Here is a 23,116-nt window from a genome sequence, read left to right on the forward strand (position 1 = left end):
GCTGAGCGCCGCGCTTGACTGTTGCTGTCGACGAGGGTGCGACGGCGAAGGGTGGCGAAGATGGCACGGACGAGCAGGCTGAGCGGGCTGCGCAACCACACGATCGAGGAGCGCCGCGCGCTCGTGACCGACGCGATCGGTGCGGACGACGTGCTCGCCCCGCTGATCGACGGAGGGCTCGACGCCGAGCGTGCCGACCGGATGATCGAGCATGTGGTGGGGCAGATCGGCATCCCCGTCGGGATCGCGACGAACTTCATCGTCAACGGTCGCGAGGTGCTCGTCCCGATGGCGACGGAGGAGCCTTCGGTCGTCGCTGCCGCCAGCAACATCGCGCGGATGGCTCGCGACCGCGGCGGCTTCACGACCTCGAGCACAGCGCCGGTCATGCAGGCGCAGATCCACGTCGTCGACCTCGCCGACCCGCACGGCGCCCGCCTGCGCATCCTGGAGCATCGCGACGAGCTGATGGCGCTCGCGAACGACCAGGATCCGAAGCTCGTCGAGTTCGGCGGCGGCGTGCGCGACCTCATCGTCAGGATCATCGAGCGTGAGGGACGTCGCCACCTCGTGGCGCACCTGCTCGTCGACGTGCGCGATGCGATGGGCGCGAACGCCGTCAACACCATGGCGGAGGCCATCTCCGGCCGCGTGGCCGAGCTGGCAGGCGGACGCCCGCTGCTGCGCATCCTCACCAACAAGGCCGACCTGCGGCTCAGCCGTGCCCGGGTCGTCATCCCGGCAGCGCTGCTCGGCGGTCCCGAGATCGTCGAGAACATGATCCTGGCCGCCCGGCTCGCTGAGGACGACCCGTATCGCGCAGCGACGCACAACAAGGGCATCATGAACGGCATCAGCGCCGTCGTGCTCGCGACCGGCAACGACACGCGCGCGGTGGAGGCCGGGGCCCACTCGCATGCGGTCCAGGACGGCCACTACGGATCGCTGTCTCGGTTCGAGCGCAGCGAGGAGGGCGACCTGGTCGCGACGCTCGAGCTGCCGCTCGCCGTCGGCCTGGTCGGCGGCGCGACGAAGACGCACCCGGCGGCGCGGGCCGCCGTGGCCGTGACAGAGGTGCAGACCGCGCAGGAGCTCGCCGAGCTGATCTGCGCAGTGGGCCTGTCGCAGAACGTCGCTGCCGTCCGTGCGCTCGCCGCCGAGGGGATCCAGCAGGGTCACATGGCCCTGCACGCGCGCAACGTCGCCGTCGCGGCGGGCGCGGAGGGCACGGAGATCGACGCGCTCGCCGCGCAGCTGGTGGAGCTGCGCGCGGTGCGCGCAGACATCGCGGAGCGCGAGCTCGCCCGACTGCGGGAGCAGTCGTGACCGACGCCCTCGGCCTCGGCCTGCCGATGCGGCGCCAGCGGCATGGTCTGCCCGAGCGCGTGACGATCTGGGAGGTCGGCCCACGCGACGGGCTCCAGGCAGAGGCGGTGGCCCTGGGCGTCGACGATCGGGTCGACCTGATCCGCAGGCTCGCCGCAGCGGGCGCCGGCGTGATCGAGGCGGGCAGCTTCGTCCGCGCCGATCGGGTGCCGCAGATGGCCGGCTCCGCCGAGGTGCTCGTCGCGCTCTCCGACCTCGATGTGCGACTGCCGGTGCTGACGCCGAACCTTCGCGGGCTGGACGACGCCGTCGCAGCCGGCGCGCGAGAGGTCGCGGTGTTCCTGAGCGCGACCGAGCGCTTCTCGGAGGCGAACCTCGGCGCGCCGAAGGCCGCGGCAGAGACGGCTGCCGAGGCCGTCGTGCGCGCCGCACTGGCGCAGGGCATCCGGGTGCGCGGCTACGTCTCGATGGTCTGGGGCGACCCGTGGGAGGGGCCGGTGGAGCTCGGCGCGAGCGTCGAGCTCTCCGAGCGGATGCTCGAATGGGGCGTCGCGGAGGTCTCGCTCGGAGACACCATCGGCGTCGCGACTCCCGGTGCCGTCAGCGACGTCGTCGGCGCCCATCGGGATCGTGGCATCGCCGTCGACCTGCTGGCGCTGCACATGCATGACACCTACGGCCAGGCGCTCGCGAACGTCTACGCGGGCCTCGAGGCGGGTGTCAGCATCTTCGACAGCGCAGTCGCCGGCACCGGGGGCTGCCCGTTCGCGAAGTCCGCGACCGGCAATCTCGCCACCGAGGATCTCCTCTGGATGCTCGACGGGCTCGACATCGAGCACGGCATGGACCTGTCGGCGATCGCCGACACCGGCAGCTGGCTGAGCGCTGCGCTCGGCCGAGCCACGACATCCCGGGTCGCCAAGGCGATCGCGGGCGGAAAGGGAGCGCGATGAAGCGCACGTATCTGGAGGTGTGGGGCGACACGGTCGACGGTCGTCACCTGCTGTACTCCATCCTCATCGGCGTCGGCCTCGGCACGCCGGCGTACCTGCTGGCGGCCTGGCTGTTCGGCCAGGCCGAGGGCATCGACCAGACGCTGTCGAAGTCGTATGCCCTGCTCGTGGGCCTCGCCGCCTGCGTGCTCACGGGTGTCGTGAGCGCGCGCCTCTTCCCGCCGAAGCGCATCCTCGTCGAAGCCGATGACGAGCCCGGCTCGCGCGACGTGGCGATGGACTCGATCGAGCAGGAGTTCGGCCCGCTCGGCGACCCCGACGAGCTGCCCGCTGCCGTGCTGCGCGAGGTCAAGGAGCTCGGCATCTACGAGGACCTCGCCCGCCAGCATGCCAAGAACGCCGCGAAGGAGGTGACGCGCTGATGGAGTTCCTCGACGCAGCGCTCTGGGCGGTGGGGATGGCGCTCATCGGCGCCATCGCATTCGGCCTGCTCGGCCTTGTCTCCGGCACCGACGAGACGGCGACGATCGCACCGATCACGCTCCTCGTCATCCTGCTGGGCGTGCCGCCGGCAGGCGTGTTCGCGTTCTTCATGGCCGCGATCGCCTCGAAGCACATCACCCACGCGATTCCCACGACGCTGCTGGGGATCCCAGGCGACACGATGGCCGCGCCGCTGCTGCAGGACGCGCAGATGCTGCGCGAGCTGGGCGTGCCCCACATCGCGCTCCGCAAGGCGATCTCCGGCGGCGTCATCGCGGCGCTCATCGCCGTGCCGCTCGCGGTGCTCTTCGCGCTCGTGCTCACGCCGTTCGCCGATGCCATCAGCGCCGTCGCACCGTGGCTGTTCCTCGCCGCCGCCGCGCTCGTCGCGGTGCTCTCGAAGGGTCGCTGGGCGGCGCTGTTCGCGCTCGTGCCCTTCGTGCTGCTCGTGGTGGGCCTGCAGACGTTCGCCACCGGCGTGCTCGACAAGGGCCTCACGATCGCGTTCTTCCTCGGCATCGCGACCGGGCCGCTCATCGCCGACCTGTTCCTCGCCTCCAGCCCCGCCGGCCGTAAGCTCATCGGGCGCGCCGAGCAGCGCACCTTCGAGCTCGCCCGCGACACCCGCACGTGGAAGGGCCGCATGCCCAACCCGCTCACGGTGCTCGACCGCAAGCAGCTCGGCTACACCGCGACCGCGGCGAGCATCTCGAGCGCCACGTTCGTGTTCTCGCCCGTCGCGATGACGGTGCTCATGGGTGAGCTCTTCGGTGCGCGCTTCAAGAACGGCTACCACCGACTGACGTCGCGCATGGCGATCCGCAACGGCACGACCGAGTCGACCTACATCGCCGAGACGCTCATCCCGCTCATCGCGATCGGGCTGCCGCTCTCACCGATGGCGGCGAGCGTGGCGAACCCGCTGTTCAATGCGCCGCCCGTCTACACGATCGATGCCGAGGCGGGCACGTCGAACAACCTGCACGACCTGCTCGAGCCGTGGCAGTTCCTAGTGTTCGGCCTGGTCGCCGTCGTCATCGCGGTGCTCATCAGCTATCCCTTCGCGATGACGCAGGCGCACCGAGCAGCCAAGTGGGTCATGCGCAAGGTCTCGCACGAGGCGATCATCGGCGCCTTCGCCGCGCTGATCGTCGTGATCTGCCTCTACGAGGGCGGCATCGTCGCGCTGCTGGTGGCGCTCACGGTGGGGCTCGTCGGCGGCATGCTCAACCGCATGTTCAACATGCACACGGGTGTCCAGTTCATGGGGTTCTACGTCGCGGCGCTCACGGTGCCGGCGATCATGGCGCTCTTCGCCTGATCACGACCCGCAGGGGCCGGCCCGCAGCGCGCTGCAGACCGGCCCCTTGGCCGTCCCTCCTCCCGAGTCGGCGAGTACCCTGAACGGTGATGTCACCCACCATCCGCCCCCGCCGGCTGCGGCAGAGCGCTCCCATGCGCCGCCTCGTGGCCGAGACCCGCATCCACCCCGCGCAGCTCGTGCTGCCGATGTTCGTGGCGGAGGGGATCACCGAGCCGCGGCCGATCTCGTCGATGCCTGGCCAGGTGCAGCACACGCTCGACAGCGCCGCGCACGAGGTCGAGCGGGCGATCGCCGCCGGCATCGGCGGCGTGATGCTCTTCGGCGTGCCGACGCAGAAGGATGCGGTGGGCTCCGGCGCCACCGACCCCGACGGCATCCTCAACCGCGCCACCGCCTTCCTCGCCGAGCGCTTCGGCGACGCGACCGTGGTGCAGACCGACCTGTGCCTCGACGAGTTCACCGACCACGGCCACTGCGGCGTGCTCGCGGCCGACGGCTCCGTCGACAACGACGCCACGCTCATCCGCTACGCCGACATGGCGATCGCGCAGGCGGAGGCCGGCAGCCAGATCCTGGGCCTCAGCGGCATGATGGACGGCCAGGTCGCGCACGTGCGCGCCGCGCTCGACGACGCCGGCCACCAGCAGGCGGCCATCCTCGCCTACAGCGCGAAGTACGCCACCGCGCTCTACGGGCCGTTCCGCGAGGCCGTCGACTCGAGCCTCACGGGCGACCGCAAGACCTACCAGCAGGATCCCGGCAACCGTCGCGAGGGCCTGCGCGAGGCGCTGCTCGACATCGCCGAGGGCGCCGACATCGTGATGGTGAAGCCGGCCAGCCTCTATCTCGACGTGCTCGCAGACGTCGCCACCGCATCCGACGTGCCCGTCTGGGCCTACCAGGTGAGCGGCGAGTACGCGATGGTCGAGGCCGCGGCCGCCAACGGCTGGATCGACCGCGACCGCCTCATCACCGAGAGCATCACGAGCATCGTGCGCGCGGGCGCCGACGCCGTGCTCACCTACTGGGCGATCGAGCAGGCCGAGTGGCTGCAGGCCAGGGGCATGGGCCAGGGGCCCGGAGGCATCGGCCAGGCAGGGAGCGTCAGCGCATGAGCACCAACGCAGAGCTCTTCGAGCGGGCCAAGCTCGCCATCCCCGGCGGCGTCTCGAGCCCGGTGCGCGCCTTCGGCTCGGTGGGCGGCACGCCGAGCTTCCTGATCCGCGCCAAGGGTGCATATGTGACGGATGCCGAGGGTCGCGAGCTCGTGGATCTGGTCGCGAGCTGGGGCCCGGCCATCCTCGGCCACGCCCACCCGGAGGTGGTGGAGGCGGTGCAGGACGCCGCCGGCCGCGGCCTGTCGTTCGGCGCGTCGACGCCGGGGGAGGCGCTGCTCGCCGAGGAGGTGGAGCGCCGCGTCGGCCCGGTCGAGCGCCTGCGGCTCGTCTCCACCGGCACCGAGGCCACGATGACGGCGATCCGGCTCGCGCGCGGCGCCACCGGGCGCGACCTGCTCGTGAAGTTCGACGGGCACTATCACGGGCACTCCGACGGCCTGCTCGTCGCTGCGGGCTCGGGCCTGGCCACGCTCGCGCTGCCCGGCTCCGCCGGCATCCCAGCGGCCGTCGCCGCGACGACCCTCGTCGTGCCCTACAACGACCGCGACGCCGTCGAGGCGGTCTTCGCCGAGCACGGCGACGAGATCGCCGCCATCATCGTCGAGGCCGCCGCCGCCAACATGGGCGTCGTCGAGCCCGACGGCGACTTCAACGGCTTCCTCGCCCGCACGGCGCACGCCCACGGCGCGCTGCTCATCAGCGACGAGGTGCTCACCGGCTTCCGCGTGCACCGCAGCGGCATGTGGGGGCTCGAGGAGTGGACGGGCGCCGAGGCTCCCGACCTCATGACCTTCGGCAAGGTGATCGGCGGCGGCATGCCGCTCGCCGCGCTCGGCGGCCGCGCCGACCTCATGGAGCAGCTCGCGCCCACCGGCCCCGTCTACCAGGCTGGCACGCTGTCGGGGAATCCGGTCGCCGTGGCCGCGGGCCTCGCCACGCTGCGCCTCACCACCGACGGCGTCTACCGCCGGCTCGATGCCGCGGCCGACGTCATCACGGATGCGCTGACGGATGCGCTCAGCGCCGAGGGCGTCGCACACGCGATCACCCGGGTCGGCAGCCTCTTCTCGGTGGCGTTCCGCGATGGGGCACCGCAGGATTTCGACGAGGTGCGCGCGCAGGAGGCCTTCCGCTATCCGCCCTTCTTCCACGCCATGCTCGATGCGGGCGTGAGCCTGCCGCCGAGCGTGTTCGAGGCGTGGTTCGTCACGGCGGCGCACGGCGACGAGCCGCTCGCGCGCATCGTCGACGCGCTGCCGGCGGCGGCGAGGGCAGCTGCTGCGGCGACCGCGCCGTAGTCGGCTCGCGCTGGCCCGCGCGCCGCGTCGATGCCAAGGTGGGGCCATGGCAACTCCGAAGCTGCTCGCAGACGACGACCGGTTCCGCATCATCGAGTGGACGATCGAGCCCGGCGACGCCATCGAGCTGCACACGCACGAGCACGACTACGCCGTCATCGGCATCGAGGCCTCCACGATGTGGGCGGTGCTCCCTGACGGCAGCGAGCTCGAGGTGCCGATCGTGCCGGGCGAGGGCTACACGCGCCGCGCGGGCGCCACGCACCGCATGGAGAATCGCGGCGACGTGCGGGTCGTGTTCACCGAGGTCGAGGCGAAGGCCAGCACGGCGCCGTAGCGGCGCGCGGGCGCTGCCCGCATCCCGCCCCTGTTCGCCGACCCGGAAGCGGAATACCGTGGCGGCATGGCGAACGAGGTGGCATGCCCGACGTGCGGCACCCCCATGCGCGAGATCGTCTGGGGCTACGGCACGATCGCTGACGTCGCCGATGCCGGCGATGTGGTGATCGGCGGATGCGTGATCGACGTCGACACGCTCGGTCGCGTCGCCGCGCTGCAGTGCCCGGCGTGCGGCACGCGCGCCGACGCCCAGGGCGTGGCGCTCGAGCGGCCGGACGTGCCAGCGACCACGGAGCATCCGTTCGCCGTGTCCTTCAGCAACCCGCTGCCTTCGGAAGGGGTGGTCACGATGACGGATGAGGCACAGCCGCTCAGCGGTCAGGGCACGGACGGGGCGGATGCGTCGCCGTTCGTCGAGGAGGACTTCGGCGGCATCGCCTCGGGTGGCGATTGGCGCGATCACGTGGAGCCGTACGCCTCGCGGGAGGATCAGCTGCCGGAGCCCTCGGCCCCCTCGCGGGAGCACGTGGAGCCGTACGCGTCGCGCGAGGATCCGGTGCCCGAGCGCTCGGCGCCCTCTCCGGAGCGTGTCGAGCCCTATGCGTCGCGCGAGGATCCGCTGCCGGGCGCGTCAGCGTCGGCGCCCGATCGCGTCGACCCCTATGCCTCGCGCGAGGATCCGCTGCCGCAGGGCGACGGCGGATGGCGCGACCGCATCGATGCCTTCGCGGCCGACCCTGCCTCACAGGGCGTGCCCGGCGAGGCCATCGACGCGCATTCGCTCGACACGAGCGAGTTCACCGACGCCGAGGAGGAGGGCTGGCCGCCACCGCGCGGCGAGTGACCCGCACTCCGTAGGTCGAGGAGGCGGCGGGCGCAGCCCGCTGCCGTCACGAGACCGGGCGACAGCCCCTCCTGCGATCTCGTGACGCGTGCGTGCTTCGCACGCGCGCTCCTCGATCCACGGACTGGACTGCGCCGCCTCAGAACAACCGCGCCCGCCCCGAGTCGATCCCGCGCATCTCGTCGTAGTCGAGCACGACGCAGCGGATGCCCCGATCCTCGGCGAGGGTGCGCGCCTGCGGCTTGATCTCCTGCGCCGCGAACACACCCGTCACCGGAGCGATGCGCGGGTCGCGGTTCAGCAGCTCGAGGTAGCGGGTGAGCTGCTCGACGCCGTCGATCTCGCCGCGCCGCTTGATCTCCACCGCCACCGTCGCGCCCGCCTCGTCCCGCGCCAGGATGTCGACCGGCCCGATCGGCGTCATGTACTCCCGCCGCCACAGCTCGAAGCCGTCGCCCAGCCGGTCGATCTGCTCGGCCAGCAGCACCTGCAGGTGTGCCTCGACGCCGTCCTTCACGAGGCCCGGGTCGACGCCCAGCTCGTGCGAGGTGTCCGAGAGCACCTCGTGCACCGACACGATGAGCGAGTCGCCGGTCTTCTTGTGGGTGACGGTCCAGATCTCGGTGATGCCCGCATCCGCCTGGTCCTGATCGGGCTCGGATGCGGTGAGGGTCGCTGGCGGGCTCATCCAGTTGAGCGGCTTGTAGGAGCCGCCGTCGGAGTGCACGAGGATCGAGCCGTCTGCCTTGAGCATCAGCACGCGCGGCGCGAGCGGCAGGTGCGCGGAGAGCCGCCCCGCGTAGTCGACCGAGCAGTGGGCAACGACGATCCTCATGGGGCCTCCTTGGGCGTCGCGGTGCGCTCGCGTGCGACGTGGGTGGTGAGCAGCGACAGCACCACGAAGGCGAGCACCGCCAGCAGCGCCATGCGCATGCCGACCTCCTCGCCCAGCAGTCCGAGCAGCGGCGGGCCGGCCAGGAACGCGAGGTAGCCGATCGCCGAGACGGTGCCGACGCGCGCGGCGGCGAGGCGCGGCTCGTCGGCGGCGGCGCTCATGCCGACCGGGAAGCCGAGGCTCGCGCCGAAGCCCCACAGCAGCACGCCGGTGATGACGAGTGCCGGTGCCTCGGCGAAGATCACGAGCAGCAGGCCGACGGCGGCGGTCGCGGCGGTGAAGCGCAGCACCGGCACGCGCCCGAAGCGCTGGAGCAGCTTGACGCCCAGCAGGCGACCGCCGGTCATGGCGGTGAGGAAGAGCGCGAGCGTGAAGGCGCCGCCCTCGTTCGAGAAGCCGTGGCCGTCGACCATGGTGAGCGCCAGCCAGTCGTTGGCGCTGCCCTCGGTGAGCGTCATGCCCAGCACGAGCAGGCCGAGCATGATCGTCCGCGGATCCTTCCAGACGGCGAGTCGCTCCTGGAGGGTCACCGGCTCCTCGTCCTCCGCCTGCACATCGGCGGGGAGGGAGCGATGGACGACGAGCGCGAGCCCGGCCACCAGGATCGCGATGCCGGTCGCCTGCCAGCCGAGGCCGATGCCGAGAAGCTCGCAGAGGCCGCCGAGGCCGGCGCCCGCGACGGTGCCGAACGAGAAGAAGGCGTGGAAGATCGGCATGATCGGCTTGCCGAGCGCGCGCTCGTTGGCGGCGCCGGTGATGTTCATGGCGACGTCGGTGATGCCGGTGCAGCTGCCGCCGATGATGAAGCCGCCGATCAGCAGCCAGATCGCGCTGGCATCCGCGGCCCAGCCAGCCAGGGCGAGGCCGAGGCCGACCACCACCATGCCGAGCGAGACCACCAGTCGGGTGCCGAGGGCGTGGATGATGTGGCTCGCCAGCAGCAGGCCGGTCACCGAGCCGATCGAGATGCCCAGCAGGATGAGGCCCATCTCGCCGGTCGACACATCCAGCTGGTCGCGCACGTGTGGCACGCGCGCCAGCCAGCTCGCGAAGCCGAATCCCATCGCGAAGAAGGTCGCGAAGACAGCGTTTCGCCAAGAGGTCACCGTGGGCACCGACCCATTCTGCCGCCTCAGCCCGCGCCGCGCTGCGCCGCGCCGCGCCACGCGGCGCGGCGGCCGCGGCGCCCGCACAACGCAAGCCCGCCATCCGGTTTCCGGGACCGTCCGCCGGCCAGCTGCGGCTTCCGCCTCTGAACCAGGCGGCCGGGCTTGCGTTGTGCGCAGGAGGTCGTCGGCGTCAGCCGCAGCTGGCCGCGAGCATCGGCTGCAGCACCGCGCCGATGTCGTAGAGCGGCTCCTGGCTGCCCGAGCGATCCATGCCGGAGATGCCGAAGGTGAGCTGCCGCTGGCCGTCGGCCGACGTGTAGGCGACGCTGATCGTGCCCATCGCTGCGCCGTCATGGCCGTAGAGGAAGTCGCCGGGCACGCACGGGTCCGGCACCCGGTAGATGCCGAGGCCGTAGCCGGTCTCCTCCGTCACCGGCACGATCATCTGCTCGACGAGCTCCTGCGAGACGAGCTCACCCGTGATGAGCGCCTCGGTGAAGGTCGACAGGTCGCGCGTGGTCGAGACGACCGAGCCCGCGTGCGAGAAGAACGTCGGGTCGAAGTCGCGCAGGTCGTGCCAGCGCTCGCCATCCCAGAAGGCCTCCTGCATCGCGGTGCCGCGCAGCCCCGGCTCCTCGGCGACGCTCGTCTGCCGCATCCGCAACGGGTCGAAGATGCGCTCCTCGAGCAGGTCGGGGACGGTCTCGCCGGTCACGACCTCCAGCGCGACGCCGAGCACGACGTAGGCGGCGTTCGAGTAGGCGTACTCGCCCTCCGCCGTCCAGGCGCCTGCGTTGGCGGCGGCGACGTGCTCGGCATCCGGGAACCGCTGGCCGATCACCTCGACCAGCTCGTCGACGTCGGCCGGGTCGGCCATCCGGCTCAGCAGCAGCTCGAGGGTGCCGTTCGGGGTGCCCGCCGTGTGGCTCAGCAGCTGCCGCAGCGTGACATTGGGATGCCCGGAGAGCAGACCGGGCACGACTTCGCCGATCGTGGAGTCGAGGCTCCAGGTGCCGGCCTCGACCTCCTGCAGCACGAGCGCGGCGACCATCATCTTCGTGTTGCTCGCCGCGCGGAACGGGCTGTGCTCGAGCGCGGGCGCCCGGCTCTCGAGCCCGCGGGTGCCGGCCGCGTCTGCCCAATCGCCGGTCGCGGTCTCGACGCGGGCGGTCGCGCCGATGGCGCCATCGGCCACCGCCTGCTCGAGCGCGGCCTCGATCTGGCGGTGCGGGTCCTGGGCGCCCGCGGCATCCGGCTCGGCCGTCCGCAGCGACTCGACGGCCGGCGACTGCCACAGCTGCTCGTGCAGCGTCGTCTCGTGCGCCGGATCGCCCGGCGCATCCGGCGGCACGGCACCCGCGCCCGCGAGGGCGACGACGGCGACGAGGGCCCCGCCGGTGATCAGCATCTTCGGTGTTCTCATGGCTCACTTCCTCTGCGTGACGTCGTGCGCCCGTGCCCGAGGATCGAGCCGCTGTGCGCCGACTCGCCCACGCTCCCAGCACCGCCGGGACGACGCATCCGCCGAAGGACGGAGATCGTCTCGCCCAAGCGACGGATGCGGCTGCGCGGGGCGCGAGCTCGGGTGGACAGCGAGCGGCACCCGGGTTGCCCGCAGGCCGACCCGAGATACTGCCTGCATGGCAGCGAGAGGGCAGCGGATGCGGCACAGGGCGATGGCACATCGGGGCGCACGGACGAGCATGGTCGCGCTGGCGGCGGTGGCGGTCGGCGCGCTGCTTGCCGGTTGCGCGCCGGTCAACGCGGGCAGCGCCGCGGCCGATGCCTTCGAGGAGCGCGTGCGGGCCGACTACGGCGACTGGGTGGAGGAGCTCCGCGTGAGCTCGAACAACACGCTCCCCTTCCTGGGCGAGGCGTTCGGCAGCGTCGTGCTGCGCGCCGACACGCCGCCGGATGTGTTCGCCGAGGTCTACGACTTCGTCACGGGCTACTCGGGGCCCGGCGACTTCGACGGCGTCGGCGTGGAGGCGAACGGCGTCGGCGTCTGTGCGGGCGATCCGCAGTCGGCAGCGAAGCAGCAGCTGCGCGACGCGCTCGCCGCCAGCGGTGCCTCCCTCGCGGGCGAGTGGCGCTGCCCCGGGCGATCCGGCGATGACCCGCTGCCCTACTCCGCGACGCTCGATGACTTCGACGCCGACCTGCAGCGCATCCGCTCGCTCGGCGCGGGCGCGGGCCTCGAGCTCGAGGCGTCGGTCACCGAGCCCAGTGGCACCGTGTCGGGGCCGCTCGACGCGGTGCCAGAGACCCTCGCCGGCACCCTGCGCGCAGTCGCCGGTCTCAGCGAGGTCGTGCGGTTCGAGCTGGCCGGCACCGAGCTCGACATCGCGATCGAGCCCACCACCGAGCTCGACCCCGTGCAGGCGGCGGCCGATGCCGCAGCCGGTGCCGACCTGCATGCCAGGGTGGTGCTCGGCAGTCTCGACGCCTCGGAGCAGGCCGAGTACGCCGAGCTCGCACCGCTGTTCGACGATCTGCGGCGGATCCCGGGGGTCGAGAGCGTGCAGGCGCTCACGCAGGCAGTGGAGGTGCGCGCCGGCGACCCGGCGCAGGTCGTCGCCATCCACGATGCCGCGGTCGCGATGCCGGAGCTCGACGCGCTCGGCTTCAGGATCGTGGTGGGTGACGACGCGGATCCCTCGGAGTACTTCCGGCCGATCGGTGGTGCGAGCGAGCACATCGGCGCCTTCGCCACGCTGCTGGACGCTCCGGGCGTGACGCGCGTGCTCGTGCGCGAAGCCGGCGGCGACGGCGAGGTGTGGGTGGCGGTCGATGTCGCGGGGCCGCTGCTCGACGCCGCGCAGCTCAAGTCGTCGCTCCCCATGGGTGTGGCCGTGCAGCTCGCCAGCGACCAGGACGACACGAGCCTGCGCTTCACGACGGCCGACCGCCTGCGGTCGGACGAGCTCTCCGACTTCAGCGACACGGTCGACTTGGAGGGATTCGCCGCCGCCTGGAACGCGGCGCCGTAGCGGAGCTCAGCGCCGCCCGACCCGCATCCACGCGTCGGTGCGAGCGCGCAGCCCGAGGGTGATGGCCCTGGCGCCGAGGTAGCCGAACGAGAACGCGCCCCAGATGACCGCCAGCGGATCCCAGCCGGGCACGAGCGCGAGCAGCAGCAGCGGCAGGTAGACGAGCACGTTCGCGATGCCCGTCCACGCCAGGTAGCGCACGTCGCCCGCCCCGATGAGCACGCCGTCGAGCACGAACACATAGCCGGCGATCGGCTGCGCGAGCGCCAGCAGCACGAGTGCGATCGGCAGCGCATCGAGCACCGAGGCATCCGAGGTGAACACCCCGCCGAGCACCCAGGCCACGGCCAGCAGCAGCGCCCCCACGACGCATCCGAACCCCACGCCCCACGCCTGCAGCCGCCGCGTCACGGCGCGCGCCTCGACCACGTCGCCCGCCCCGAGCGCCTTGCCGAGCATCGCCTGCCCGGCGATCGCCAGCGCGTCGAGCGCGAACGCGAGCGTCGAGAAGAGGGTGAAGGCGATCTGCGTCGAGGCGAGCGTGGTGGTGCCGGCCTGCGTCGCGATCGCGGTGGTCGCCAGCAGCGCCCCGCGCAGCGACAGCGTGCGCATGAACAGCCAGCCGCCGGTCGAGGCCGTGCGGCCGAGATCGCCCCAGTGGATCGCGATCGAGACGCCCTCGCGCCGCGCCTCGCGCAGCGAGAACCAGAGGAAGAACGCGGCCATGCCCCACTGCGCGATGACGGTGCCGAGCGCGCTGCCCGCCACCCCGAGGCCGATGCCATAGATGAGCACCGCGTTCAGCGCGGCGTTCGCGGCGAAGCCGATGGTGGCGACGACGAGCGGTGTCCTGGTGTCCTGCAGCCCGCGCAGCAGCCCGGTCGCAGCCAGCACGATCAGCATCGCGGGCAGCCCGAGGATCGAGATGCCGAGGTAGACCGCCGCGTGCTCGGTGACGGCGGATGCGGCACCGAAGAGAGCGACCACGGGATGCGCGAGCGGGGTGGCGAGCACGAGCGCGAGGCCGGCGACGATCGCGAGCCAGATGCCGTCGACGCCCGCGCGGATCGCCGCCGGTCGGTCGCCTGCGCCCAGCAGCCGCGCGACGGCAGGGGTGGTGCCGTAGGCGAGGAAGATCAGCAGGCCGACGGCCGTCGAGAGCACGGCGACGCCGATGCCGACGCCCGCGAGCTCCTCGGCGCCCAGGTGCCCGACCATGGCGGTGTCGACGAGCAGGAACGCCGGCTCGGCGATGAGCGCGCCGAGCGCGGGGACGGCGAGCCGCAGGATCTCTCGATCCCGCGCATCCGCCCGCACTCGCACCAGCTCACGCTACTTGAGCGCACCCACGCCCAGCTCAGTCCGCGGCGACGATCCGAACGCCGTCCGACGCCTCGACGAGCGCGGTCAGCTCGGCGCGCGCGGACGCTGGGGCGATGGCCAGCGGGAAGGAGTCGCTGTCGATGTCGATCGAGACGAGCAGCAGCCCGAACGGGCCGAGCGCCGCGGCGAAGTCCGGCAGCACGGTGCCGACGGTGCGATCCGACGTGGCGGCGAGCGAGCCGCGCAGCGCGCCGGGGCTCGTGCCGACGAGCCGATCCAGCATCGCGGCCGCCTCGTCGGCCGGCGTGCTCCAGTCGAGCTCGACGGCGCGTCCGACCGCGCCGAGTGCGTCGACCAGGGCGATCGCCGGGGTGAGGCCGCTGGCGTCCTCGATGCCGCGATCCGCGGCGTCGGCGGCGAAGTCGGCGAACGCCGCCGCCGGATCGTCGATGACCCGCGACACGCGCCGCGCGACGGCGTCGTCGCCACCCAGCAGCAGGGCCAAGCGCTCCCAGCGTGCCGACTCACCCGGTGTGCTGACCGCTGGCGAAGGGGTCTGGGCCGGCGGTGCCACCCACAGGTCCTGCGGCAGGCCATCGATCACGGCGTGCGAGGCGATGAGCTTCGGCCCCGGCACGAGCCGTGCGTCGATGCCGTCCTGCGCTGCTGCCTTCATGGCGCGCTCCCGCAGACGTCGCCACTCGGGCTCGGAGGTGGCGAGGCCGCCGGAGTTCGTGGCGGAGACGACCCGGAGCACGGCGCCGCCCTGGGTCTGCTCGAGTCGCACCAGCTCGGGGCCGCTCGAGAAGGTGCGCGCGTCGCGGCCCCACAGCATCGGGGCCTTCACCGCACTGAGGACACGTTCGGTCCTGTCGATCGAGGCGTCGAACTGCAGCTGCATCGCGAGGGAGTCATGCTGCCTGGCGACGTCGGGATCGCCTGCGTCGGCGATCATGGGACGTCCCTCCATGGCGGCCTGCCGCACCTGCCGCCTCGTGCGTCTGCGCGCCCACTGGTAGACGGTGATCACGGTCAGGATCGCGACAGTCGCGACGACGTAGATCAGCGTCTGGTTCGACTCGAACCACTCGGTCACGGCAGGTTCCAGCGAGCGTCCTCGATCTGCACCGAGGTGATCGCCTCCGCGCTGCCGCCGAGCGGGACGCAGCCCTGTGTGGGCGTCGAGCCACCCGCGGCCAGGTCCTCCGGGTGGAGCTCGTCGCACCCGGGTGCGCCGCCGAGCACGTCGAGGCCGGCGAGGGAGTCGCTTCCGCTGATCACGTCGTCGTTGATCATCTCGGCGGTCGCCTCGCTCAGGTCGCCCTCGACGACCGTGAGCGTGTACTGCACGAAGTAGAGATGGTCGGGCAGCGAGTCACCATCCAGGCGGCTCAGCGCCTCGTCGTGCTGCGCGGCCGAGTCGACGCTCATCTCGACCGTCACCGGCGTCTCGCCGATCGTCAGCTCGACGGTTGCGGTCTCGCCGGCGGCGAGCTCCTGCGGCGCCGAGCAGCCGGCCAGTCCGACGAGCAGGGCGCCGGCAGCGGCGAGGACGGCGAACGGACGGACGGTGGTGGCTCTTGTGCGCATAGGCGAAGCCTAGGTTGGGGTGCCTGGCAGCTCGCCAGCCATCTCGGCGAGGAGGAAGCCTCGCGCGGGGACGGCCCGCGACCGGTGGCGCCGGCGTCCCTCGCGGCGAATGGGGCGCGTGTGCGCGACTGGGGCCTGCGTGCCAGCCCCAGTCGTGCGCAGCGGCCCCACTCGGCGGAGGCCGCGCGCCGCATAGGCTGGAGCGCATGACGACTCTGCCCTCCGGCCTGCCCGTCGACGACTTCAACGACGACATCCGCCCCCAGGACGACCTCTTCCTCCACGTGCACTCGCAATGGCTCGAGCGCACGGAGATCCCTGCGGACAAGGCGCGCTGGGGATCCTTCGCGGTGCTCGCCGAGGCGGCCGAGGAGGCCGTGCGCGAGATCGTGATCGAGATGCAGGATGCCGAACCCGGCACCGACGCTCGCAAGGTGGGCGACCTCTACGCATCCTTCCTCGACGAGGCCGCCGCCGACGCCAAGGGCATCGACCCCATCCGCCCCCTGCTCGAGCGGGTCGAGACGGTCACCGACATCGACGGCCTGCTCGAGCTGCTGGGCGACCTCGAGTCGATCGGCGGCCCGACGCTCGCCGGCCAGTGGGTCGACACCGACCCGGGCGACCCCACCCGCTACCTCGTGCACCTGAGCCAGGGCGGCATCGGCATGCCCGACGAGTCGTACTACCGCGAGGACTCCTTCGCCGACATCCGCACGGCCTACCTCGCGCACCTGCAGACGATGTTCGGCCACCTGGGCGCCGAGAACGCCGAGTCGGAGGCCGCCATCGTGTTCGCGCTCGAGACCGAGCTCGCGAGCCACCACTGGGATCGCGTCGCCTCCCGCGACGACGAGAAGACCTACAACCTGCAGCGGCTCGCCGACGAGCACCCCCGCATGCAGGCGTGGCTGCAGGCGATCCACGCGCCGGCCGGCACCTACGACGAGGCCGTCGTGCGCCAGCCCAGCTTCTTCACCGGCCTCGCAGAGATGCTCGTCGACGCCCGCGTCGAGGAGTGGAAGTCGTGGCTGCGCATGGGCATCCTGCGCTCCTTCGCCAGCTCGCTCACGACCCAGATCTCGCGCGACCAGTTCGCCTTCTACGGCACCGTCCTGACCGGCACGACCGAGCAGCGCGAGCGCTGGAAGCGCGGCATCTCGCTGGTCGAGGGGCTGCTCGGCGACGCCGTCGGCCGCATCTACGTCGAGCGGCACTTCCCGCCGGAGGCCAAGGCGGCCATGGACGACCTCATCGAGCACCTCGTCGAGGCCTATCGCGGCTCGATCGCGAAGCTCGAGTGGATGGGCGAGGAGACCCGGCAGCGCGCCTTCGAGAAGCTCGACAAGTTCACGCCCAAGATCGGCTTCCCGGTCAAGTGGAAGGACTACGACGCGCTCGAGATCGGCGACGACCTGGTCGGCAACGTGCAGGCGGCGACGCGCTTCGAGCACGATCGCGAGCTCGCCAAGATCGGCACGCCGATCGACCGCGACGAGTGGTTCATGAACCCGCAGACGGTCAACGCCTACTACAACCCCGGCTTCAACGAGATCGTCTTCCCCGCCGCCATCCTGCAGCCCCCGTTCTTCGACGCGGGTCGGGATGCGGCGGCGAACTTCGGCGGGATCGGTGCCGTCATCGGGCACGAGATCGGGCATGGCTTCGACGACCAGGGCTCGAAGTACGACGGCGACGGGCGACTCATCGACTGGTGGACGGATGCCGACCGTGCTGCCTTCGAGCAGCGCACGAGCTCGCTGATCGCGCAGTACGACGTGCTCGAGCCGGTGGCGGCACCCGGGCACACCGTCAACGGCGCGCTCACGATCGGCGAGAACATCGGCGACCTCGGCGGCCTCGGCATCGCGTGGAGGGCCTACCGCGACTCGCTCGGCGGCGAAGAGGCGCCCGTGATCGACGGCTTGACGGGCGCGCAGCGCTTCTTCCTGTCGTGGGCCTACGCCTGGCAGATGAAGATCCGCTCCGAGGAGGCCGTGCGCCTCGTCTCGATCGACCCGCACTCGCCGAACGAGCACCGCACGAACCAGGTGGTGAAGAACCTCGACGCGTTCGTGGCCGCCTTCGACGTGCAGCCCGGCGACGGCCTGTGGCTCGACCCGGAGGCGCGCGTCACGATCTGGTGAGCCTTGCCCTCGTAGGTCGAGGAGGCCGCGGGCGTAGCCCGCTGCCGTCACGAGACCGCAGCGGGAGCGCCCGCCCCCTCGGTCTCGTGACGCGTGCGTGCTGGCGCACGCGCGCTCCTCGACCTACGAGGCCTGCGCGGTTTGTCGCACCTGGGGCGCCGGGATCAGCGCCCCGAGCCGACGTGCGCTGCACAGCCCGAACGCGGCCATGGCGGCGATCACCAGGCCGAGCACGATCCAGCCCGGCACGCCCAGCACCGTCGTCCAGAGCACATCCGACCCCGCAGGCAGGAAGACGAGCGTCACACCGGTCACGGTGTTGATCGCGCCGTGCGCCACCGCCGCGACCCACACGTTGTGGCACACCGCGCGCAGCCAGCTCAGCAGCACGCCCGCGACGAGGCAGAACGCCACCATGCAGAGCACGCCCAGCAGATCGGGCCGCGCGAAGTTGTAGCCCAGCAGGATCACCGGCGCGTGCCACACGCCCCACAGCACGCCTGACAGCAGCGCCATGCGCCAGAAGCCGAGCGGGCTGAGCGCCGACTGCAGGAACCCGCGCCAGCCGAGCTCCTCGCCGAATGCCGGCACGGCGCTGATGAGCGTGTTGATCGGCAGCCCCAGCAGCGTGATGAGGAGCACAGCGGATGCATCGAGACCGGCGGGGAAGGTGGCGGCGGCACCGTGCATGGCCCAGTCAAGCTCGACCCAGCCGAGCGCCTGCGCGAGCAGCAGCGCGGCCATCGCGAGCACGAGCCAGGCGGCGGGGGCCAGCAGGATCACGAGGATCGAGCGCCACACCGGGCGGAACGGCGTCAGCCCGAGGAAGCGCGCTCGATGCGAGGGCCGCAGCACGAAGAAGGTGACGATGAGCGCCGCGATCGCGGGCGTCGCCATCATGACGATCGTCATCGGCAAGAACCAGGGCGACGCCATGCCGCCGGTCAGCCAGGTCGGCACCTGCACGAGCCACGCGAGACCGCAGGCGAGCAGCGCGAAGATGCCGACGGCGAGCCACGGCACCGTGGCCAGATCGAGCGGCGGCAGGGCGGGACGCGGCTGCTCGAGCGACGGCGGCTCGTGCACGGGGCGGTCGAGCGGATTCTGTGCCTGTGTCGTCATGGCTCCATCCTGGGCGGCACCGTCGCCCGACGCATCAGGCGGCAGGCGGAGCGACCCGCTCCTCCTGGCGGGGGAGCGCTCCAGTGCGAGAACCTGAGTGTGCGCCCCGCTCTCGCGTGGGTATCGTTGAGCGCGACCGGCCAGCATCGCTGGCAACCCAACGGCAGGAGCGAACATGCGCGGCAGGATCCTCTTCGTGATCGGACTCGGCGCGGGCTACGTGCTCGGAGCCAAGGCCGGCCGTCAGCGCTACGAGCAGATCGCGGGCGCGGCCGACAAGGTCTGGAACTCACCGACGGTCGCGAAGCAGCGCCACGAGGTGCAGCACTTCGTCGAGACGCAGGCACCGAAGCTGGTCGGCACCGCGACCGACGCGGCCAGCGACGCGATCGGCAAGGTCACCAAGCGGAAGGGATCGCGCCGCGGCAGCCACGGCTCCGACATCGCGCGACCCGAGGACGTCTCATGACGCAGCGCAAGTCGTTCGGCGATCTCATCTCTGAGACGCCCAAGCTCATGGTCGAGCTCGTCAAGGCAGAGATCGACAACCTCAAGTCAGAGGTGACGGGCAAGGCGAAGGGCCTCGGCGTCGGCGGCGCGCTCCTCGCCGTCGCGGGCCTGCTCTCGATCTTCCTGATCAGCTGGCTGCTCTACGCGGGCTACGAGGGGCTCAACGTGGTCTTCGTGCCGTGGCTCTCTGCGCTGCTGCTCTCGGCCGGCCTCCTGGTGATCATCGCGATCCTGGCGCTCATCGGGCTCTCCTCGATCAAGAAGAACAAGGACTTCAACAACCTGGAGGCGGTCGACAGCATCAAGGACGACGTCAACATGGTGCGCGGCCTCGGCCACGCAGCCGACGGCTCCGACCCGCTCAACGACCTCGACACCACTGGAGTGCAGCGATGACTGAGCAGCGCGACATCGACCGCAAGCGCGAGGAGCTGCGCCAGCACCTCAACGAGCTCGAGGACCGCGTCAACCCCAAGAAGGTCGCCAATCGGGCGGTCGGCAAGGCGCAGGATTCCTACAACGAGGATCCGACGCCCTGGATCGCCGCGGTCGCGGGTGTCGCCGTGCTCGTCGTCGGCGGCATCGCGCTCGCCATCTTCGGTCGCCGGTAGCCAGCCCGGTGGTCGAGTAGGCCGGTTCTGTCGGCCGTATCGAGACCATGACCGAGTGACATCTCGATACGGGCCTGCGGCCCTACTCGATGAACGCAGGGGTCGTGCGGTCCTGCTCGATGAGCGTGAGGGCGCTCAGGCCGCCGGCTCGACCGCGAGCTCGTGCAGGTCGCGTCGCGACACCTCGAGCGTCGCGAGGTCGATCCGCACCGCCGTCTCGGGCGCCATGCGCTGCCAGCCGTCGCCCGTCAGGCCGCTGGAGGTCACGGCGATCGCGCCGTCCTCCGCCCGCCGCCACGACAGCTGGTAGTAGTGGTCGACGTGGCCGGCAGGCAGGTCGTCGCCGAGGCCCGACTCCTCGAAGAGGTCGTGCGGCACGGGCGCGCCCTCGTTGGCGTGCGTCGCGATCAGCTCGTCGGGCGAAAGCACCAGCAGGTTGAGCGCCGAGGTGGGGAACTCGCGACGGATCTCCGCCACCGTCGCCGTCACGGCGTCGAAGAGCGGCTCGCCCGCCTCGTGCCTGCGCAGGATGAGCGCGAAGACCATCGCCGTGTCGGTCTCGCCTCCCACCTGCGCGAGCTCGGCATCCGTCACCTTCGCCCGCAGTCGCGAGATCGGTGTGATCGAGCCGTTCTGCGCCAGCACGATCTCACCCACGCGGAAGGGGTGCGTGTTGGCGACGCGCGTCGCGAGGCCCTCGGTCGCGAGGCGCAGGTGGGTGAGACGGGCGCGCGTCGGGGTGTCGGTGAGCGCACCGGTGAGATCGGGGTTGTCGAGGCCGCGAGCGGCATCGCGGTAGCGCCGCACCTGCCGACCCTCGAGCCACGCGGTGCCCCAGCCGTCGGTGTGCAGGCGGCCGAGCCGCTGCCACTCACCGCACGAGGCGCTGCCGATGACATCCTGCGTCGTGGCAGGCGTGGGGGAGACGTGCGCAAGCAGCCGACACATAGATGCATCCCCTCCGTTTCTCCCTCCATCCTCTCGCATCCGTCAAGGGGTGGGCGGATGCGTCGTCACAGGCGGTCACATTGCGCGCCGCGGTGCTTCCACAGGGCGGCGTCGTCGGCGGACGCGCGCGGCGGCTCCCGGCTAGCCTCCGTGCGTGCGCGAGGATGGTGGGATGAGCATCCAGCTGACGCCTGAGCAGCTGGCGATCTATGAGCGCATCGAGCGCGGCGACGGCCACCTGTTCATCACCGGCCGCGCCGGCACGGGCAAGTCGACGCTGCTGCGGCACCTCACGGAGCACTCGTCGAAGCAGATCATCGTGTGCGCGCCGACGGGGGTCGCGGCGCTCAACGTGGGCGGGCAGACGATCCACTCGCTGCTCAAGCTGCCGCTGGGCGTCATCGCCGAGGCGCCGCTGCGGCAGAGCGCAGAGCTCAAGCGCATGCTCGGCAAGCTCGACCTGCTCGTGATCGACGAGATCTCGATGGTGAACGCCGATCTCATGGATGCCATCGACCGCTCGCTGCGGCAGGCCCGCGGTGTGCGCTCCGTGGCCTTCGGCGGCGTGCAGGTCGTCATGTTCGGCGACCCCTACCAGCTGGCCCCGGTGCCGGGCGATGCCGAGGAGCGCGCCTACTTCGCCGACCACTACGAGTCGATGTGGTTCTTCGACGCGCGCGTCTGGCGCGAGGAGCGCCTCGACGTGGTCGAGCTCGTGCACATCCACCGGCAGTCCGATCTGGAGTTCAAGCAGGCGCTCAACGCCGTGCGGCACGGCACCGTGACGGCCGAGATCGCGCAGCTGCTGAACGATGCGGGTGCGCGGACGCCGCCGGACGACGACGTGCTCACGCTCGCGACCCGCAACGACACCGTCACGCGCATCAACGGGCGCGAGCTCGCGCGCCTCGCGGGCAGGCCGAAGACGGCGAAGGCAGAGGTCACTGGCGACTTCGGCGGACGGCAGTACCCCGCTGACGCCGAGCTGCAGCTGAAGATCGGGGCGCAGGTGATGTTCCTCCGCAACGACTCCGGCGGGCGCTGGGTCAACGGCTCGCTCGGCAAGGTGGTCGACATCGGGGGCACCGTGCGGGTCGAGGTCGACGGCGTGGACCATGAGGTCGAGCCGGCGGTGTGGGAGCAGTTCCGCTACTCCTACTCGCCGACGACGAAGGAGATCAAGCGGGATGTGGTGGCCGAGTTCACGCAGTTCCCGTTGCGTCTGGCGTGGGCGGTGACGATCCACAAGTCGCAGGGCAAGACCTTCGACCGCGCGATCGTCGATCTCGGCTCGCGCGCGTTCGCGCCAGGCCAGACCTACGTCGCGCTCTCGCGACTCACGTCGCTCGAGGGGCTGTATCTGACGCGACCGCTGCAGCCCCGCGACATCATCGTCGACCAGCGCGTGCGCCGCTTCATCCACGAGGTGCGGGAGCAGGATGCGGCGCGGGCAGCGCGCGACGATCTGCGCGATGCTCCGGCAGCGGCGCCGGCAGCGGCACCGGCAGAGACGGCGGCCGAGGAGGACGTGCGGGATCGAGTCGATGCCGCCTTCGCCCCGGATGGCCCGACGCCGTTCTGAGAGCAGCCGCGACCCGTCACTCGCCCGCCGCGTCCTCGGCGTGATCGACCACCGGCAGGTCGGCGAGCGCGGTGAGGAAGCGGCTCACGACCTGCCGCTCCTCGCTGGGCATGGCCGCCGCCACCATGAACCGACGCAGGTGGTCTGCTCCGACCGATGAGCTCGCGGTCGCTCGCGTGCTGTCGGTGACGACGATCGAGAGCGCGCGACGGTCGCTCGGATGCGGCTCTCGGCGGATGTGTCCCGCGCGCTCGAGCCGGTCGAGCAGCTTGGTGACGGAGGAGCCCTGCAGGCCGAGGTGTTCGGCGAGCATGGTCGAGGTGATGGTGCTGCCGCGCCGCCCTGCCGACATCAGGTAGCGGATCGCCCGCATGTCGTTCTCGCCCAGCCGCATGTGATGTCGGCTCGCGTCGCGCTGGGCATCCGAGGTGCGTCGCCACCGGCGCAGCGCCTCGAAGAGGTCGATGATCTCGTCGACGTCCGCGTCGCTGAGACCGAGGTCACGGACGATCGCCGCAGAGACCTCGTGGTTCCGGGGATCGATCACCGAGCGCGAATCAGGGTCATGCTCCGATGGATGCCGCATGCCGCCATTCTATTTGCC

General features: G+C 71.6%; 23 protein-coding genes. 14 read left to right on the forward strand and 9 right to left on the reverse strand.

The window, feature by feature from the left end; genetic code table 11:
• The first annotated feature begins 36 nt into the window (after positions 1-36).
• The 8 genes from MKD51_RS01895 to MKD51_RS01930 all read left to right on the forward strand — a co-directional run bounded on the left by MKD51_RS01895 (position 37) and on the right by MKD51_RS01930 (position 7,685).
• Positions 37-1,326, forward strand: coding sequence for a hydroxymethylglutaryl-CoA reductase, degradative (locus tag MKD51_RS01895; RefSeq protein ID WP_346986681.1), 1,290 nt, complete (start codon positions 37-39; stop codon positions 1,324-1,326).
• The gene (locus MKD51_RS01900) at positions 1,323-2,279 is read left to right on the forward strand and encodes a hydroxymethylglutaryl-CoA lyase (RefSeq protein WP_240237503.1); all 957 of its coding nucleotides are present in this window, start codon (positions 1,323-1,325) and stop codon (positions 2,277-2,279) included. Before MKD51_RS01895 ends, MKD51_RS01900 begins: the two co-directional genes overlap by 4 nt.
• The gene (locus MKD51_RS01905) at positions 2,276-2,701 is read left to right on the forward strand and encodes a hypothetical protein (protein WP_240237505.1); all 426 of its coding nucleotides are present in this window, start codon (positions 2,276-2,278) and stop codon (positions 2,699-2,701) included. Before MKD51_RS01900 ends, MKD51_RS01905 begins: the two co-directional genes overlap by 4 nt.
• Complete coding sequence (locus MKD51_RS01910; RefSeq protein WP_240237507.1) at positions 2,701-4,083, forward strand: tripartite tricarboxylate transporter permease; 1,383 nt, start codon at positions 2,701-2,703, stop codon at positions 4,081-4,083. Before MKD51_RS01905 ends, MKD51_RS01910 begins: the two co-directional genes overlap by 1 nt.
• An 89-nt stretch (positions 4,084-4,172) precedes the next feature.
• Positions 4,173-5,201, forward strand: coding sequence for a porphobilinogen synthase (gene hemB, locus MKD51_RS01915; protein WP_240237509.1), 1,029 nt, complete (start codon positions 4,173-4,175; stop codon positions 5,199-5,201).
• Positions 5,198-6,502, forward strand: coding sequence for a glutamate-1-semialdehyde 2,1-aminomutase (hemL, locus tag MKD51_RS01920; RefSeq protein ID WP_240237511.1), 1,305 nt, complete (start codon positions 5,198-5,200; stop codon positions 6,500-6,502). Before hemB ends, hemL begins: the two co-directional genes overlap by 4 nt.
• Before the next feature lie 46 nt (positions 6,503-6,548).
• Positions 6,549-6,839 (forward strand): cupin, encoded by a 291-nt coding sequence (locus tag MKD51_RS01925; protein WP_240237513.1) that lies wholly within the window; start codon positions 6,549-6,551, stop codon positions 6,837-6,839.
• A gap of 66 nt (positions 6,840-6,905) precedes the next feature.
• Positions 6,906-7,685, forward strand: a complete 780-nt coding sequence (locus tag MKD51_RS01930; RefSeq protein ID WP_240237515.1) for a hypothetical protein — start codon at positions 6,906-6,908, stop codon at positions 7,683-7,685.
• A 139-nt stretch (positions 7,686-7,824) separates the two neighbouring features.
• Here the strand turns inward: MKD51_RS01930 and nucS are convergent, their stop codons facing one another.
• The 3 genes from nucS to MKD51_RS01945 all read right to left on the reverse strand — a co-directional run bounded on the left by nucS (position 7,825) and on the right by MKD51_RS01945 (position 11,112).
• Positions 7,825-8,520: an endonuclease NucS gene (gene nucS, locus MKD51_RS01935; RefSeq protein WP_240237517.1), complete on the reverse strand. Its 696-nt coding sequence runs from the start codon at positions 8,518-8,520 to the stop codon at positions 7,825-7,827.
• Positions 8,517-9,695: an MFS transporter gene (locus MKD51_RS01940; protein WP_240237519.1), complete on the reverse strand. Its 1,179-nt coding sequence runs from the start codon at positions 9,693-9,695 to the stop codon at positions 8,517-8,519. The genes nucS and MKD51_RS01940 overlap by 4 nt, the downstream gene beginning before the upstream one ends.
• 184 nt (positions 9,696-9,879) lie before the next feature.
• Positions 9,880-11,112 (reverse strand): serine hydrolase domain-containing protein, encoded by a 1,233-nt coding sequence (locus MKD51_RS01945; RefSeq protein WP_240237521.1) that lies wholly within the window; start codon positions 11,110-11,112, stop codon positions 9,880-9,882.
• Positions 11,113-11,329: 217 nt separating this feature from the next.
• Here MKD51_RS01945 and MKD51_RS01950 point away from each other — a divergent pair, with 217 nt between their 5' ends.
• Complete coding sequence (locus tag MKD51_RS01950; protein ID WP_240237523.1) at positions 11,330-12,679, forward strand: hypothetical protein; 1,350 nt, start codon at positions 11,330-11,332, stop codon at positions 12,677-12,679.
• 6 nt (positions 12,680-12,685) lie between these two features.
• Here the strand turns inward: MKD51_RS01950 and MKD51_RS01955 are convergent, their stop codons facing one another.
• The 3 genes from MKD51_RS01955 to MKD51_RS01965 are packed head-to-tail and all read right to left on the reverse strand — an operon-like array spanning position 12,686 to position 15,592.
• Positions 12,686-14,002 carry an MATE family efflux transporter gene (locus MKD51_RS01955; RefSeq protein ID WP_240237525.1) on the reverse strand — a complete coding sequence of 439 codons (1,317 nt, stop codon included), beginning with the start codon at positions 14,000-14,002 and terminating at the stop codon, positions 12,686-12,688.
• Positions 14,003-14,036: 34 nt separating this feature from the next.
• A complete protein-coding gene (locus MKD51_RS01960; protein WP_240237527.1) occupies positions 14,037-15,098 on the reverse strand; it encodes a hypothetical protein in 1,062 nt (353 codons plus the stop codon).
• Positions 15,095-15,592 (reverse strand): hypothetical protein, encoded by a 498-nt coding sequence (locus MKD51_RS01965; protein WP_240237528.1) that lies wholly within the window; start codon positions 15,590-15,592, stop codon positions 15,095-15,097. Before MKD51_RS01965 ends, MKD51_RS01960 begins: the two co-directional genes overlap by 4 nt.
• A 206-nt stretch (positions 15,593-15,798) precedes the next feature.
• Between MKD51_RS01965 and MKD51_RS01970 the strand changes: the two genes are divergently transcribed.
• Positions 15,799-17,739 (forward strand): M13-type metalloendopeptidase, encoded by a 1,941-nt coding sequence (locus MKD51_RS01970; protein WP_240237530.1) that lies wholly within the window; start codon positions 15,799-15,801, stop codon positions 17,737-17,739.
• Between the two features lie 123 nt (positions 17,740-17,862).
• On the opposite strand, the gene MKD51_RS01975 is transcribed toward MKD51_RS01970, so the two are convergent.
• Positions 17,863-18,861 (reverse strand): CPBP family intramembrane glutamic endopeptidase, encoded by a 999-nt coding sequence (locus MKD51_RS01975; protein ID WP_240237532.1) that lies wholly within the window; start codon positions 18,859-18,861, stop codon positions 17,863-17,865.
• 175 nt (positions 18,862-19,036) lie between these two features.
• Here MKD51_RS01975 and MKD51_RS01980 point away from each other — a divergent pair, with 175 nt between their 5' ends.
• Genes MKD51_RS01980 through MKD51_RS01990 form a run of 3 tightly spaced genes read left to right on the forward strand, consistent with a single transcriptional unit; the run spans position 19,037 to position 19,982 of the window.
• Positions 19,037-19,330 carry a hypothetical protein gene (locus MKD51_RS01980; RefSeq protein WP_240237534.1) on the forward strand — a complete coding sequence of 98 codons (294 nt, stop codon included), beginning with the start codon at positions 19,037-19,039 and terminating at the stop codon, positions 19,328-19,330.
• A complete protein-coding gene (locus MKD51_RS01985) occupies positions 19,327-19,767 on the forward strand; it encodes a phage holin family protein (protein WP_240237536.1) in 441 nt (146 codons plus the stop codon). Before MKD51_RS01980 ends, MKD51_RS01985 begins: the two co-directional genes overlap by 4 nt.
• Positions 19,764-19,982, forward strand: coding sequence for a DUF3618 domain-containing protein (locus MKD51_RS01990; protein ID WP_240237545.1), 219 nt, complete (start codon positions 19,764-19,766; stop codon positions 19,980-19,982). The genes MKD51_RS01985 and MKD51_RS01990 overlap by 4 nt, the downstream gene beginning before the upstream one ends.
• Positions 19,983-20,117: 135 nt before the next feature.
• Here the strand turns inward: MKD51_RS01990 and MKD51_RS01995 are convergent, their stop codons facing one another.
• Positions 20,118-20,930 (reverse strand): class II glutamine amidotransferase, encoded by an 813-nt coding sequence (locus tag MKD51_RS01995; protein WP_240237547.1) that lies wholly within the window; start codon positions 20,928-20,930, stop codon positions 20,118-20,120.
• A 172-nt stretch (positions 20,931-21,102) separates the two neighbouring features.
• Between MKD51_RS01995 and MKD51_RS02000 the strand changes: the two genes are divergently transcribed.
• On the forward strand, positions 21,103-22,512 hold the full coding sequence (locus MKD51_RS02000; protein WP_240237549.1) for a DEAD/DEAH box helicase: 1,410 nt from the start codon (positions 21,103-21,105) through the stop codon (positions 22,510-22,512).
• Between the two features lie 16 nt (positions 22,513-22,528).
• Here the strand turns inward: MKD51_RS02000 and MKD51_RS16150 are convergent, their stop codons facing one another.
• Positions 22,529-23,098 (reverse strand): MarR family transcriptional regulator, encoded by a 570-nt coding sequence (locus MKD51_RS16150; protein ID WP_277603904.1) that lies wholly within the window; start codon positions 23,096-23,098, stop codon positions 22,529-22,531.
• Between the last annotated feature and the right edge of the window lie 18 nt (positions 23,099-23,116).

The organism is Agrococcus sp. ARC_14 (genome assembly GCF_022436485.1).
Classification (GTDB): domain Bacteria; phylum Actinomycetota; class Actinomycetes; order Actinomycetales; family Microbacteriaceae; genus Agrococcus.

Excerpts from the sequence above, each read along its gene's own strand:
- nucS (WP_240237517.1), bottom strand. The coding sequence starts at position 8,520 with ATGAGGATCGTCGTTGCCCACTGCTCGGTCGACTACGCGGGGCGGCTC.
- MKD51_RS01965 (WP_240237528.1), bottom strand. The coding sequence starts at position 15,592 with ATGCGCACAAGAGCCACCACCGTCCGTCCGTTCGCCGTCCTCGCCGCT.
- MKD51_RS01905 (WP_240237505.1), top strand. The coding sequence starts at position 2,276 with ATGAAGCGCACGTATCTGGAGGTGTGGGGCGACACGGTCGACGGTCGT.
- MKD51_RS16150 (WP_277603904.1), bottom strand. The coding sequence starts at position 23,098 with ATGCGGCATCCATCGGAGCATGACCCTGATTCGCGCTCGGTGATCGAT.
- hemL (WP_240237511.1), top strand. The coding sequence starts at position 5,198 with ATGAGCACCAACGCAGAGCTCTTCGAGCGGGCCAAGCTCGCCATCCCC.
- MKD51_RS01980 (WP_240237534.1), top strand. The coding sequence starts at position 19,037 with ATGCGCGGCAGGATCCTCTTCGTGATCGGACTCGGCGCGGGCTACGTG.
- MKD51_RS01990 (WP_240237545.1), top strand. The coding sequence starts at position 19,764 with ATGACTGAGCAGCGCGACATCGACCGCAAGCGCGAGGAGCTGCGCCAG.
- hemB (WP_240237509.1), top strand. The coding sequence starts at position 4,173 with ATGTCACCCACCATCCGCCCCCGCCGGCTGCGGCAGAGCGCTCCCATG.
- MKD51_RS01945 (WP_240237521.1), bottom strand. The coding sequence starts at position 11,112 with ATGAGAACACCGAAGATGCTGATCACCGGCGGGGCCCTCGTCGCCGTC.
- MKD51_RS01985 (WP_240237536.1), top strand. The coding sequence starts at position 19,327 with ATGACGCAGCGCAAGTCGTTCGGCGATCTCATCTCTGAGACGCCCAAG.
- MKD51_RS02000 (WP_240237549.1), top strand. The coding sequence starts at position 21,103 with ATGAGCATCCAGCTGACGCCTGAGCAGCTGGCGATCTATGAGCGCATC.
- MKD51_RS01995 (WP_240237547.1), bottom strand. The coding sequence starts at position 20,930 with ATGTGTCGGCTGCTTGCGCACGTCTCCCCCACGCCTGCCACGACGCAG.
- MKD51_RS01925 (WP_240237513.1), top strand. The coding sequence starts at position 6,549 with ATGGCAACTCCGAAGCTGCTCGCAGACGACGACCGGTTCCGCATCATC.
- MKD51_RS01910 (WP_240237507.1), top strand. The coding sequence starts at position 2,701 with ATGGAGTTCCTCGACGCAGCGCTCTGGGCGGTGGGGATGGCGCTCATC.
- MKD51_RS01930 (WP_240237515.1), top strand. The coding sequence starts at position 6,906 with ATGGCGAACGAGGTGGCATGCCCGACGTGCGGCACCCCCATGCGCGAG.
- MKD51_RS01975 (WP_240237532.1), bottom strand. The coding sequence starts at position 18,861 with ATGACGACACAGGCACAGAATCCGCTCGACCGCCCCGTGCACGAGCCG.
- MKD51_RS01970 (WP_240237530.1), top strand. The coding sequence starts at position 15,799 with ATGACGACTCTGCCCTCCGGCCTGCCCGTCGACGACTTCAACGACGAC.
- MKD51_RS01950 (WP_240237523.1), top strand. The coding sequence starts at position 11,330 with ATGGCAGCGAGAGGGCAGCGGATGCGGCACAGGGCGATGGCACATCGG.